The following is a 12,960-nucleotide window of genomic DNA, read 5'->3' as shown; positions in this document are numbered from 1 at the left end:
CCGAGCGATGCGCTCGCCGCATCGCCTTATGGTCCGGCCCGCGCCGGGCCGATAAAGTCCAGCGCCGCTTCGATGACCGAGGCATGGTCGACCATGCGGTTGTGGCCCAGGCCTTCGGTGGTCAGCAATTGCGCCTGCGGCCACAGCGCCGCAAAACGCGCGCCTTCGTCCCAGGGTGTCTCGCGGTCGCGGCGGTCATGGATGATCAGGGCCTGGCGCTGGAAACGCGGCAGATGCGGGGACGCATCGAAATCGGCGAAGCGTTTGCCGGTGATCGTGCGCAGCAGGTTCTCGAACGGTACGAAGGTCCTGGCCGCGATGCCGAACGCGCGGAACTGGCGGTGCGCGGCGTCGGCCGGCGCCAGCAATGGCGCGATCAGTACGTAGCGCGCCGGCTGCCAGGCGGCTTCGTCGGCGAACACGATCGATGCCGAACCCAGCGAGTGGCCGATGAAGGCAGCCGGCCGGCCGAAGCGCCGCCCGATCCGGCGCAGCACCTCGACAAAGTGCGGCATGTAGCTGATGCGCCCACCGCTCAATCCGTGCCCGGCCTGGTCGAAGGCCACCACCGCGTAGCCCAGCGCCTGCAGCCGTGGCACCCAGGCCGCAAAGCGCAGGCCATAGCTGGACCAGCCGTGGGAGAGCAGCACATACGGTTGCTGCGCCGGATCGCCCCAGACATACACCGCGATCTCGATGCCATCGATGGACAGGCTGTCGCGGCCCACGTCGGACAGCGTGGCCAGGGCGGCTGCGGCGTGCCGGCGCGATGCCGCATCCGGCGTCACGAAGCGGCGCGCCAGCAGGCGGCCGGTCGGGCCGGGGGCCAGGCGGCTGGCCAGCCCGAACAACGCGCGGGTCAGGCGCATGCGCCAGCGGGAGGATGCCTTGGCCATTGATTAAAGACTCGCTGGAGGAAGGGGCTACATCATCCGCCGCCAAATCTTGACGCTGGCAAGATGCGGGGGCGAGTCTGCATCGCCGATCTTGTCAGCGTCAAGATTCCCTGCTCCAATGACATCCCGATGTGCGAAGCCGCCATGTCCCACGCGCCCAGGTCAGCTACGTATCACCACGGCGATCTGCCCGCCGCCCTGCGCCGGGCCGCCTGGGAGATCGTCGGCGAATCGGGTCCGCGCGGGCTGAGCCTGCGCGAATGCGCCCGCCGTGCGGGCGTTTCGCATGCCGCGCCGGCGCATCACTTCGGCTCGCTGGAAGGGCTGGTGGTGGAACTGGTCGCGGACGGTTACGAATGCATGGTCGAGTGGATCGTCCGGGCCCAGCGCGAGGTCGATCCGCTGCTGGGCGGCGGCCTGGGCTATATCCGTTTCGCCATCGCCTACCCGCAGCAGTTTCGCCTGATGCAGAGCCTGGAGCCGCAGCGACGCGGCCTGCCGCGCCTGCTGGCGGCCACCGAGGCGGCGATGGCCTGCCTGCGCGATGCCTTGCAGGCGGCCTGGCTGGCCCGGCACGGCAGTGCGCCGGATGCGCAGCTGCTGCATCAACGGGTGCTACTGGCCTGGAGCGCGGCGCATGGCTACGCGTGCCTGGCCATCGACCACCGCACCGACGCGGTGGCGCTGGCGCCGCCCGAGCAATTGCTGGCCCCGATGCTGCCGGCCTTGCTGACGCCGTGAGCGTGGCTGCCGCGCTCTGCTAGCATCGCCGCGACGACAGGCGCGCGAGCGGGGCAAGCCATGGCTGTGCAGGTGCTGGTGCTGAAAGAACGCGCGGCAGGCGAGCGCCGTGTCGCCGCCACGCCGGAAACGGTCAGGAAACTGGTCGCGCTCGGCGCCAGCGTGTGGATCGAGCCGGGCGCCGGCGGCGCCAGCAGCATGGCCGACGCGGCGTATCTGCAGGCCGGGGCGCAGCTCGCCACGGCAGACACGCTGGCCCAGGCCGAGGTGCTGCTGAGCGTGCAGGCACCGCCCATCGAGCTGCTGCAGCAATGCAGACCCCACACCGTGCTGATCGGCATGCTGGCGCCGGACGCCGATCCGGTACGTGCGCAGGCGATCGCCACCGCTGCGCTGGTCGCGTTTCCGCTGGAGCGCCTGCCGCGCGCCACGCGTGCGCAATCGATGGACGTCCTGAGTTCGCAGGCCGGCATGGCCGGCTACAAGGCCGTGCTGATCGCCGCGCAACTGGCGCCGCGCTTCTTTCCGATGCTGACCACCGCCGCCGGCACCATGCGCCCGTGCAAGGTGCTGGTGATCGGTGCGGGCGTGGCCGGGCTGCAGGCGATCGCCACCGCCAGGCGGCTGGGCGCGCAGGTCGAAGGCTTCGACGTGCGCCCGGAAACGCGCGAGCAGATCGCCTCGCTGGGTGCGCGCTTCCTGGATCTGGGCGTGAGCGCGGCCGGCGAGGGCGGTTATGCGCGCCAGCTCACTGATGAGGAACGCGCCGAACAGCAACGCCGGCTGGCCGAACACCTCAAGAGCGTGGACGTGGTGGTCTGCACCGCCGCCGTGCCCGGCCGGCCGGCGCCCAAGATCCTGAGCATGGAGATGCTGCACGGCATGCGCGCCGGCAGCGTGATCGTCGACCTGGCCGCGGAAACCGGCGGCAATTGCGCCGCCACCCGGCCCGGCGATACCTATGAGCGCGACGGCGTGGTGATCGCCGGCCCGCTCAATCTGGCCAGCCAGGGCGCGGTGCACGCCAGTGAGATGTTCGCGCGCAATGTCTACGCGTTCGCCGCATTGCTGATCAAGGATGGCGCGCTGTCGTTCGACTGGGACGACGAACTGCTGGCCAGGACACGCTGGTCGGCGACGGCGACGGCGTAGCCCCGCCGGGCCCATGCGCCCTGCGCATTGGTGGGTAGGAGCGCGCTGGCGCGATGGCGCTTTATCGGTAACGCTCCATCGCGCGCAAGCGCGCTCCTACGGTTGGGATGCCGAACAGGACACGCTGGTCGGCGACGGCGACTACATAGCCCCGCCGGGCCCATGCGCCCTGCGCATTGGCGGGTAGGAGCGCGCTGGCGCGCGATGGCGCTTTGTCGGTAACGCTCCGTCGCGCGCCAGCGCGCTCCTACGACTCGGATGACGAACAAGACACGCTGGTCGGTGCCAGCGCGCTCCTACGGTGGCCGCGCGTGACTGGGATGCACCGGTGCGCTGCGTCAATCGTCGGTGGGCGGATGCTCGCGCAGCCAGGTGCCGCGCTCGGCCGGGCTCATCTTCTGCCAGCGTTGCTGCAGCTCATTGCGTTGTTGCTGGTTGAGCGTGCGCATGCGTTCGAACAAGGCCTTGGCCTCGCGGCGTTGCTCCGGGCTCATGTTGCGGAAGCGGTCCATGCCGGCCTTGGCCTGTTTGCGCTGCTCCGGGGTCATGTCCAGCCAGCGGCGCGCATGGCGATACATGCGCGGGCGTTCTTCCGGCACATCGTTCCAGCGTTCGCGCAGCGCATCGATCAGCACCTGCCGCTGCTGCTGGGTGAGCTTGTCCCACTCGGGCATCGGCGTGTCTGCCTCGCGCGGTCCGGGTCCTCGCGGGCCGGGGCCATCCGGCGGCGGCCCCGGCGGTCCGGGGGAACGGGCCTGGGCCAGCGAGGGCGCGCAGGGCGCGCAGGGCGCGGCGCACAGCAGCAGGGTCAACAACAGGCGGGTGGTGCGGGTCATCGTGCTTATTCCATGGCCAGGGCGGTATCGGACCCCAGCCAGACGTACAGGTCCGGGTTCTGGGTCAGCATGTCGTCGGTATCGGTGGTGGTGCCGGCGACCACCTGGGTCGGGGTGCTGTCGGGCGAGGTGCGCTCGCCCGGGCGCAGCTGCAGGCCGATGCCGACTGCCAGCAGGCCGGAACACGCGGTCGCCAGCAGCCAGTAGCCGCGCCGCGCGCGCGTGGGAGCGCTCGCGTGACGGGCCTGGCGCAGGCGCGCCAGGGTCTGCGGCGGCAGGCTGGTCAGTGCGGTGGCATGCAGTTGGCGCAGCTGCGCGTCCAGCCGGGCGGTGTCGTGGGAGCGGTTCACAGGAAATCCTCGAACTGTGCTTGCAGCGCGTCGCGCGCGCGCGACAGGTGGGTTTTGACCGAGCCTTCCGAGCAGCCCATCGCCTTGGCGGTGGTGGCCACGTCCAGGTCTTCCAGCACGCGCAGCGTGAACGCTTCGCGCTGGCGCGCCGGCAGGTTGCGCAAGGCCTCGACCAGCCGTTGGTAGGCCTGTTGATGCTGTTGTTCGTCCACCGGCCCGGTGCCGGGGTCGGCCCAGTCGATGGGGCCTTCGTCGTCGGCGCGTTCGGCCGGTGCCCAGAACTTCAGGCGGAAGCTGCGCCGGCGCTGCAGGTCGACGATGCGGCTGCGCAGGATGCTCCAGAACAGCGGCGTCCATTCGGCGGCCGGGCGCTCGCGGTAGCCGAGCAGCTTCACCATGGCGTCCTGCACGGCGTCCAGCGCATCTTCGCGGTGACGCAGGCCGGCCTCGGCAAAGCGGAACGCACGCGGGCCGATGCCGGCCAGGAAGGCGTCCAGCGAAACCGGCGCGGTGGCGGCCGGTGCGGCAGGTTGCGGATCGAAAGGGGTTCCCACCAGCACAGCGTAGCTTCCGCGGAGACGATACGACGTCAACGGGCGAGTGCGGATTCGGTTGACACGCGCCCGGGCGCGCGCGGCGTGGGTATGATCGGCGGGCCGCACCGGCCAGTGGAGCGAAAGACGATGAGCGATGGATTCGTAGCGCTGTACATCTTCATGCTGGCGGCCATCGCCGGCCACGTGATCATCTCGCGGGTGCCGGTGATCCTGCATACGCCGCTGATGTCCGGCTCCAACTTCATCCACGGCATCGTGCTGATCGGGGCGATGGTGGTGTTGGGGCATGCCGATACCGCGCTGGAGAAGGCGCTGGGATTTGTCGCGGTGATGCTGGGTGCGGGCAACGCGGCCGGTGGTTACGTGGTGACCGAGCGGATGCTGGACATGTTCAAGTCCAGCAGGAAGCCGCCGGGCGGGGACGCGCCATGAACGTCTCCACCGCCGAGCTGCTGGTGTGGTTGGTGAAGTCCAGCTATCTGGTCGCGGCGACCTTGTTCCTGCTCGGGCTGCAGCGCATGGCGTCGCCGCTGACCGCGCGCAGCGGCATCCGCTGGGCCGGGCTGGGCATGCTGATCGCCACGGTGGCGACATTCTTCCTGCCCGAGCTGCATAACGTACCGCTGATCCTGGCCGCGCTGGCGATCGGTACCGGGGTGGCGTGGTGGTCGGCCAGGAAGGTCGCCATCACCGACATGCCGCAGATGGTGGCGCTGTACAACGGCATGGGCGGTGGGTCGGCGGCGGCGATCGGGGCAGTGGAGTTGCTGCGCTTTGCCTTCTTCGCCAACCGCGATACCGCCCACTGGAGCGCCCAGGCGATCGCCGAACTGGCGGCGCGGCGACCGGATACCACCACGGTGGTGCTGGCGGTGGTCGGTTCGGCGATCGGTGCGGTGTCGCTGTCCGGGTCGATCGTGGCCTGGGCCAAGCTCGACGGCCGGCTCGATCGGCGGGTGACCTTCCCCGGCCAGCAGGTCTTCAGTCTGCTGGTGGCAATCGCGGTGCTGGCGCTCGGCATCTGGGCGGCCAGCAGCCTGCAGCCGCTGGCGATCATCGCCTTCTTCGTGGTGGCGCTGGCGCTGGGCGTGTTGATGACGCTGCCGATCGGCGGTGCCGACATGCCGGTGGTGATCTCGCTGTACAACGCCTTCACCGGCCTGGCGGTGGCTTTCGAAGGCTATGTGCTGGGCAACGAGGCGCTGATCATCGCCGGCATGATGATCGGCGCGGCCGGCATCCTGCTGACGCGCCTGATGGCCAAGGCGATGAACCGGCCGATCAGCGGGGTGCTGTTTTCCAACTTCGGCGGCGGCGGGCAGGCGCAGGAGATCGCCGGGGCGCAGAAGCCGATCGAGGCCGGCGACGTGGCGGCGATGATGGCGTTCGCCGAGCGGGTGGTGATCGTGTCCGGCTACGGCATGGCGGTGGCACAGGCGCAGCACAAGATCTGGGAGCTGGCGCAGCGGCTGATCGCGCGCGGGGTCAAGGTGAAGTTCGCGATCCACCCGGTCGCCGGGCGCATGCCCGGGCATATGAACGTGCTGCTGGCCGAGGCCGGCGTGCCCTACGACCTGATCGCCGACATGGACGACATCAATCCGGAATTCGCCAGCACCGATGTCTCGCTGGTGATCGGTGCCAACGACGTGGTCAATCCGGTCGCGAAGACCGATCCGGCCAGCCCGATCTACGGGATGCCGATCCTGGATGTGGTCAATTCCCGCAACACGGTGGTGATCAAGCGCGGCAAGGGGACGGGGTTTGCCGGCATCGAAAACGCGCTGTTCTATGCCGACAACACGCGCATGTTGTACGGCGATGGGGCAGAAGCCGCTGGTGCGCTGGTGAGTGAATTGAAGGCGCTGGATGGCAGCGGGCATTGAGTGTTGGTGTATCGCCAGGCGCGCTCAGATGCTTAAGGCAACGCCGGGTCGGTCGTGTCCTGTTGCGTTACCGGGGGCGCTTACACGCGCGGATCAAAGCCGGGGTTAGTCGAAGGCGCGGCGCCCTCACCGCTTGCGGGACACGCCGTAAATCCGTCCCTGGAGACTGGCAGAATCCGAACAGATAAGGCTCGATGACGGCATCCATGCCGCCAACGGTCCCGCAATCGGCAAGGGCCCTGCGGCAAACGCGCAGCGCTTTCTCATGTATCTCTGATGAGAGCGATGGCATTTGACGAGCCGCGGTGCTCGAATCTGTGCAGCTACCGCATCAGCTTCAACGACGTCCGACGTTGGCTACCGAAACAATCGCGCCCGACTCAGCGCGCCGCCCACCACGCCAGGACCAGCGCGGTGGCATAGCACAGCAGGTCGAAGCCGTTGTTGGCCAGTTGCAGCAGCGTCCAGGCCAGCCCGGTGCCCATCTTCTGCGCCGAGGTCCACGGGTCCAGGCCCAGTGCGCCGCCCAGCTGCGCCGAGGCGATGCCCCAGTTGGCGCCGACGATGATCAGCGCGGTCGCCACGACCGCGACGCCGATGCGCAACGGGCCGGCGCCCAGCGTGCCCAGGCGCAGCATCCAGACGATTTCCAGGGCCACCAGCACCGCCATCCAGCCGGCCTGGTTGCCCAGGGCGAGCGCGATGAGCATCCAGGCGATCAGGGCGGTGACGCATCCCAGCAGCAGGAGCGGGGGCCAGAGCCAGTGGGCGGTTCTGGCGGACGCGGTGGTGGGCGGCATTGGAGCTCCTGACAGTGCGCACATGATAAGGCGCGCGACGTGCTTTGCGCGGTGATGGGCGCGCCGATGGAATGCAGCGTCGTCGCCGGCTCCATCCCGCAGCGGCAGCGGCCTTGCCGTGGTCGGCTAGAATGGCGGACTTGCGCGCATCCGCCGCGGCCCCATATCCAGCCCATGTACTCCCGTAGCAGCGAACCCGTCCAGTTCGAACGCGATTGCGATGCCGTCATGGTGCCGCAGGGCGATTCGGTGACCCTGCCCGCAGGCAGTTACGGCTATATCACCCAGGCGCTGGGTGGCAGCTACACCGTGTTTGTCGAAGGCAACCTGTTCCGCATTGCCGGCAAGGATGGCGATGCGATCGGCAAGGAGGCCCCGCCGGGGCTGGAATTGCCTGCCAATGCCAGCGACGAAGAGGTGGAAGCCTTGGTGTGGCAGCAGTTGCGCACCTGTTTCGACCCCGAGATCCCGTTCAATATCGTCGACCTGGGCCTGGTCTATGAGGCGGTGGTCAGCCATCGCGAGGAAGACGATCAGCGCCGGGTCGACGTCAAGATGACCCTCACCGCACCTGGCTGCGGCATGGGCGAGATCCTGGTCGACGACGTGCGCAGCAAGGTCGAAATGATCCCGACCATTGCCGAGGCCGATGTCGAGCTGGTGTTCGACCCGCCGTGGGGCCGGCATATGATGTCCGAAGCGGCCCGTCTCGAGACCGGCATGCTCTGATCGTCACGCGCCATGTCCACGATGTGGCGCCGCGTCCTTTCGCCCGCCATACAGGAATCTCCCGGTGTCCGTGTCCTTCGCTTCCACCCGTTCTCCGTCGCCGCGCAGCGCCGACGAACTGTCCGTGATCCTGGCCGCGCCCGGTTTCGGGCTGCATTTCACCGACCACATGGTCGCCATTTCCTGGAACAACGAGCAGGGCTGGCATGACGCGCAGGTCCGCGCATACGGCCCGCTGCAACTGGATCCGGCCGCCTCGGTGCTGCATTACGGCCAGGAGATCTTCGAAGGCATCAAGGCCTACCGGCATGCCGATGGCTCGATCTGGACCTTCCGCCCGCAGGCCAATGGCGAGCGGCTGCAGCGCTCGGCGCGCCGTCTGGCGCTGCCGGAACTGCCGGTGGACCTGTTCGTCGAATCGCTGCGCCAGCTGGTGGCCGTGGATGCGAGCTGGGTGCCGTCGGCACCGGAAACCAGCCTGTATTTCCGCCCGTTCATGATCGCCGACGAGGCCTTCCTGGGCGTACGCGCGGCGCACAAGGCCTCGTATTACGTGATCGCAAGCCCGGCCGGCCCGTACTTCGCCAAGGGCGTGGCGCCGGTGTCGATCTGGCTGTCCACCGAATACGCACGTGCGGCCAAGGGCGGGACCGGCGCGGCCAAGTGCGGCGGCAATTACGCCGCTTCGCTGCTGCCGCAGCAGAAGGCTTATGCGCAGGGCTGCTCGCAGGTGTTGTTCCTGGACCCGGTGGAAGGCAAGTACATCGAGGAACTGGGCGGCATGAACGTGTTCCTGGTCTACAGGGACGGCACGCTGGTGACGCCGGAATTGTCCGGCAGCATCCTGGAGGGCATCACCCGCGACAGCATCCTGCAACTGGCCCGCGACCGCGGCATGCAGGTGATCGAGCGCAAGGTCGCCATCGACGAATGGAAGCAGGGCGTGGCCTCCGGCGAGATCACCGAGGTGTTCGCCTGCGGCACCGCGGCGGTGGTGACCCCGATCGGCGAGTTGAAGGGCAACGGCTTTGCTGTCGGCGATCTGTCCGCACCGGCCGGCGAGGTGACCATGTCGCTGCGTCAGGAGCTGACCGACATCCAGTACGGGCGCGTCCCGGACCGTCATGGATGGCTGGTGCGTTTGTCGTAGTCGGACATCTTTCGTCAAACAGTGGCCTCCGTGTGTCAGCACGGGGGCTTTTTTGTTTGCGAAACAGCAAAAAGCGCGTTTTTCGACCAGAAAAGGGTCGAATTCAGCATGGGCAATTTGTGAGTTATGTCACATAACTGAAATTTTATTTCTAAAATTACCAACTGTGTATTGTCCAGTCCGATTTATTTGAGATAGGTTCGCTGAACGGATCGGTAACAGGGGGCGATCCGGGACCCCGGGACATCCGACATTGCGGCGGTTTCGGAACTACCGCTTCGGCGGTTCTCTTGACTGGAAGGGAATTCGATGTCCAATGCGTCGTTTCGTCCGCGCCACCGTGCGCTCTGCATCCTGGGTGCATCGGCACTCACCTCGCTATTGCTGGCAACGCCGGCATTTGCCGGGGATGTCTACCTGGGCGGCCTGGCTACCGCGCAGACCCACCAGAAGTTCATCGTGACCTACAAGGACGGCAGCAGCGCCCTGAGCAGCCCGAGCGTGTTGACCACCTCGTTGCGCAGCGCGGCACGTGCGCTTCCGGCCAAGGCCGGCAAGCCGCTGGGCCTGAACAGCGTGCGCCGCCTGGCGGTGGGGCCGGAACTGGTCCAGGCCGACCGCGCGCTGGATCGCGCCGAAGCCGAAACCCTGATGCGTCAGCTGGCCGCCGACCCCAACGTGCAGAGCGTGGAAGTGGACCAGATCCTGCACGCCACGCTGACCCCCAACGACACCCGCCTGTCCGAGCAATGGGCCTTCGGCACCACCAACGCCGGCCTCAACATCCGCCCGGCCTGGGACAAAGCCACCGGTGCCAACGTCGTGGTCGCAGTGATCGACACCGGCATCACCGCCCACGCCGATCTCAGCGCCAACATCCTGCCGGGCTACGACTTCATCAGCGACGCCACCACCGCGCGCGATGGCAACGGGCGCGACAGCAACCCGGCCGACGAAGGCGACTGGTATGCCGCCAACGAATGCGGTAGCGGCATTCCCGCCGACAATTCCAGCTGGCACGGCACCCATGTGGCCGGCACGGTGGCTGCGGTGACCAACACCACCACCGGCGTGGCGGGGACCGCCTATAACGCCAAGGTCGTGCCGGTGCGCGTACTCGGCAAGTGCGGCGGTTCGCTGTCGGATATCGCAGACGCCATCGTGTGGTCTTCTGGCGGCAGCGTGAGCGGCGCGCCAGCCAATGCCAATCCGGCCGAAGTGATCAACATGTCGCTCGGCGGCGGCGGCACCTGTTCGACCACCATGCAAAACGCCATCAACGGTGCGGTCTCGCGCGGCACCACGGTGGTGGTGGCGGCGGGCAACAGCGCGGCCAACGTGTCCGGTTCGTTTCCGGCCAACTGCGCCAATGTGATCGCAGTGGCGGCCACCACCTCGGCCGGCGCAAAGGCCAGCTATTCGAACTTCGGCACCGGCATCGATGTCTCTGCGCCTGGTTCGGGGATTTTGTCCACGCTCAACAGCGGCACCACCACGCCGGGCAGCGCCAGCTACGCCTCGTACAACGGCACGTCGATGGCGTCACCGCATGTGGCCGGGGTCGTCGCCTTGGTGCAGTCGGTCGCGCCGACCGCGTTGACGCCGGCTGCGGTGGAAACGCTGCTGAAGAACACCGCCCGCGCATTGCCGGGTGCCTGCTCGGGCGGTTGCGGTGCGGGCATCGTCAACGCCGATGCGGCGGTGACGGCCGCCATTGCGGGTAACAGCGGTGGCGGTGGTGGCGGGACCGGCAATACCTTGACCAACGGCACGCCGGTCACCGGACTGGGCGCAGCGACAGGTGCGGAGTTGAACTACACCATTACCGTCCCGGCCGGCAGCGGCACGCTGACGGTGACCACCAGTGGCGGGAGCGGCGATGCAGATCTGTACGTGCGCGCCGGCAGTGCGCCGACCGACACGGTTTACACCTGCCGCCCGTACCGCAGCGGCAATGCCGAAACCTGCACCATCACGTCGCCGTCGGGAATCTATTACGTGCGCGTCAAGGCCTACAGCACGTTTTCCGGCCTGACCTTGCGAGCCAGCTACTGAGCGCTCACTAGCTGGGTGCGTTCCCTGGCCATGCCGCCAGGGAACGCTGTCTCCTTCGCTTCACCCCATTCGCGATGTCCCGCCCAGGTCTGCCATTCCGGCAGGCGCAAGCGAGCTGTTGCCGCTCGGCCGGGATGGACACCGGCCAGTCGTTTCGACGGGCCTGGCGCCCGTGCAGTTTCCGACCTCGATCCGCAGCGTGCGGCGAAGGCTCGGCCCTCTCGCCGCAGCTGCGGCACCTCTCCAATAAGGAACGATCGATGTCCAATGTGTCGCAACGTCGTGCGCCCACGCGCGCGCTGGTGGTCCTGGGTGTGTCCGCGCTGACCTCGCTGCTGGCGGTGCCGGCGTTTGCCGGTCAGGTCAATCTTTCCGGGCTGGATTCGCAGCCCACCCTGGACCGCTTCATCGTCAAGTACCGGGACGGTTCCAGCGCCGCGGTGAGCCCGACCTCAATGCGCGCATCGCTCAATTCGGTCGCCACCGCCGTGCCGGCACGCGCCGGCCGTGCGCTGGGCCTGAATCACGTGCGCCGCACCGCACTGGGATCAGAAGTGCTCAAGACCGACCGTAGCCTGGACCGCGCCGAAGCCGAAACGTTGATGCGCCGCATCGCCGCCGACCCCAGCGTGGACTATGTGGAAGTCGACCAGATCATGTACCCGGTGCTGACCCCGAACGACACCCGTCTGTCCGAGCAGTGGGGTTTCGGTACCACCGCCTCCAGCATCAACGTGCGCCCGGCGTGGGACACCGCCACCGGCACCGGCGTGGTGGTGGCGGTCATCGACACCGGCATTACCAGCCACCCGGACCTCAATGCGAACGTGCTGCCGGGCTACGACTTCATCAGCGATGCGGCGCGTGCGCGCGACAACAATGGCCGCGACAACAATCCGGCCGACCAGGGTGACTGGCGCGCTGCCAACCAGTGCGGCAGCGGCGTGGCCGCCGCCAATTCCAGTTGGCACGGCACCCATGTCGCCGGCACCATCGCGGCGGTCACCAACAACAGCACCGGCGTGGCCGGCACCGCATTCAATGCGCGCATCGTGCCGATCCGTGCGCTGGGCCTGTGCGGCGGTACCACCTCCGACATCGCCGATGCGATCGTGTGGGCCTCGGGCGGCACCGTGTCCGGTGTGCCGGCCAATGCCAACCCGGCCGAAGTGATCAACATGTCGCTGGGCGGCAACGGCACCTGCTCGAGCACCTACCAGAACGCCATCAACGGTGCGGTCTCGCGCGGCACCACGGTGGTGGTGGCGGCCGGCAACAGCAATGCCGATGTGGCCAACTTCACCCCGGCCAGCTGCGCCAACGTGATTTCGGTGGCGTCGATCACCTCGGCCGGTGCGCGTTCGAGCTTCTCCAACTTCGGCAGCACCATCGACATCTCCGGCCCCGGCTCGGCGATCCTGTCCACGCTCAACAGCGGCACCACCACCCCGGGCAGTGCCAGCTACGCCTCCTACAATGGGACGTCGATGGCGGCCCCGCACGTGGCCGGTGTGGTGGCGCTGGTGCAGTCGGTGGCCAGCCGTCCGCTGACCCCGGCGGCAGTGGAAACGGTGTTGAAGAACACCGCGCGTCCGCTGCCGGGCGCCTGCTCGGGCGGCTGCGGCGCCGGCATCGTCAACGCGGCCGGTGCGGTCAGCCAGACCCCGTAACAGTGTGCCGACAACATCGATGCCGGCGCTGCTGCCGGCATCACGTCGGGCTTGCCCCGACGCCACTGTCGGTGTTTTGAAACCTGCACTGCCCCGCCTTGCGCGGGGCAGTGTGCGTTCGGGCAGCGGCAGTTGCCG

The 12,960-nt window shown here is 68.0% G+C and carries 13 protein-coding genes; 8 read left to right on the top strand and 5 right to left on the bottom strand.

The features are described 5' to 3' along the window. Positions 1-26: 26 nt before the first annotated feature. Complete coding sequence (locus XarbCFBP7408_RS00830) at positions 27-896, bottom strand: alpha/beta hydrolase (protein WP_104560503.1); 870 nt, start codon at positions 894-896, stop codon at positions 27-29. Between the two features lie 144 nt (positions 897-1,040). Here XarbCFBP7408_RS00830 and XarbCFBP7408_RS00825 point away from each other — a divergent pair, with 144 nt between their 5' ends. Both XarbCFBP7408_RS00825 and XarbCFBP7408_RS00820 read left to right on the top strand, forming a co-directional pair. Beyond that, entirely contained in the window at positions 1,041-1,637 is a 597-nt protein-coding gene (locus XarbCFBP7408_RS00825) for a TetR/AcrR family transcriptional regulator (RefSeq protein ID WP_104560776.1), read from the top strand. Positions 1,638-1,697: 60 nt separating this feature from the next. Continuing rightward, entirely contained in the window at positions 1,698-2,789 is a 1,092-nt protein-coding gene (locus XarbCFBP7408_RS00820; RefSeq protein WP_104560501.1) for an NAD(P) transhydrogenase subunit alpha, read from the top strand. Positions 2,790-3,127: 338 nt separating this feature from the next. Here XarbCFBP7408_RS00820 and XarbCFBP7408_RS00815 read toward each other — a convergent pair whose 3' ends face one another. From XarbCFBP7408_RS00815 to XarbCFBP7408_RS00805, 3 genes are read right to left on the bottom strand one after another with little or no spacing between them, the layout of a single operon-like run. Continuing rightward, positions 3,128-3,625: a DUF3106 domain-containing protein gene (locus XarbCFBP7408_RS00815; protein WP_104560499.1), complete on the bottom strand. Its 498-nt coding sequence runs from the start codon at positions 3,623-3,625 to the stop codon at positions 3,128-3,130. A gap of 5 nt (positions 3,626-3,630) precedes the next feature. Next, positions 3,631-3,975 carry a hypothetical protein gene (locus tag XarbCFBP7408_RS00810; protein WP_104560497.1) on the bottom strand — a complete coding sequence of 115 codons (345 nt, stop codon included), beginning with the start codon at positions 3,973-3,975 and terminating at the stop codon, positions 3,631-3,633. Beyond that, positions 3,972-4,535 carry an RNA polymerase sigma factor gene (locus XarbCFBP7408_RS00805; RefSeq protein ID WP_104560495.1) on the bottom strand — a complete coding sequence of 188 codons (564 nt, stop codon included), beginning with the start codon at positions 4,533-4,535 and terminating at the stop codon, positions 3,972-3,974. Before XarbCFBP7408_RS00805 ends, XarbCFBP7408_RS00810 begins: the two co-directional genes overlap by 4 nt. A 123-nt stretch (positions 4,536-4,658) precedes the next feature. On the opposite strand from XarbCFBP7408_RS00805, the gene XarbCFBP7408_RS00800 reads away from it, so the two are divergent. Further along, on the top strand, positions 4,659-4,964 hold the full coding sequence (locus XarbCFBP7408_RS00800; RefSeq protein ID WP_104560774.1) for an NAD(P) transhydrogenase subunit alpha: 306 nt from the start codon (positions 4,659-4,661) through the stop codon (positions 4,962-4,964). Beyond that, positions 4,961-6,418, top strand: coding sequence for an NAD(P)(+) transhydrogenase (Re/Si-specific) subunit beta (locus XarbCFBP7408_RS00795; RefSeq protein WP_104560493.1), 1,458 nt, complete (start codon positions 4,961-4,963; stop codon positions 6,416-6,418). The genes XarbCFBP7408_RS00800 and XarbCFBP7408_RS00795 overlap by 4 nt, the downstream gene beginning before the upstream one ends. A 380-nt stretch (positions 6,419-6,798) precedes the next feature. Here XarbCFBP7408_RS00795 and XarbCFBP7408_RS00790 read toward each other — a convergent pair whose 3' ends face one another. After that, positions 6,799-7,218: a hypothetical protein gene (locus XarbCFBP7408_RS00790; RefSeq protein ID WP_104560491.1), complete on the bottom strand. Its 420-nt coding sequence runs from the start codon at positions 7,216-7,218 to the stop codon at positions 6,799-6,801. Between the two features lie 174 nt (positions 7,219-7,392). Here XarbCFBP7408_RS00790 and sufT point away from each other — a divergent pair, with 174 nt between their 5' ends. The 4 genes from sufT (at position 7,393) to XarbCFBP7408_RS00770 (ending at position 12,822) form a co-directional block, all read left to right on the top strand. Further along, entirely contained in the window at positions 7,393-7,947 is a 555-nt protein-coding gene (gene sufT / locus XarbCFBP7408_RS00785) for a putative Fe-S cluster assembly protein SufT (RefSeq protein ID WP_017156958.1), read from the top strand. Between the two features lie 64 nt (positions 7,948-8,011). Further along, positions 8,012-9,097 carry a branched-chain amino acid aminotransferase gene (locus XarbCFBP7408_RS00780; RefSeq protein ID WP_104560489.1) on the top strand — a complete coding sequence of 362 codons (1,086 nt, stop codon included), beginning with the start codon at positions 8,012-8,014 and terminating at the stop codon, positions 9,095-9,097. A 309-nt stretch (positions 9,098-9,406) separates the two neighbouring features. Then, entirely contained in the window at positions 9,407-11,152 is a 1,746-nt protein-coding gene (locus tag XarbCFBP7408_RS00775; RefSeq protein WP_104560487.1) for a S8 family peptidase, read from the top strand. A 260-nt stretch (positions 11,153-11,412) separates the two neighbouring features. Further along, a complete protein-coding gene (locus XarbCFBP7408_RS00770; protein WP_104560485.1) occupies positions 11,413-12,822 on the top strand; it encodes a S8 family peptidase in 1,410 nt (469 codons plus the stop codon). Positions 12,823-12,960: the final 138 nt, after the last annotated feature.

Source organism: Xanthomonas arboricola pv. guizotiae (assembly GCF_002940205.1).
GTDB lineage: Bacteria > Pseudomonadota > Gammaproteobacteria > Xanthomonadales > Xanthomonadaceae > Xanthomonas > Xanthomonas arboricola_C.
Note: the sequence above shows the minus strand (reverse complement) of the source record. Positions and strands in the feature narration are given on the sequence as shown.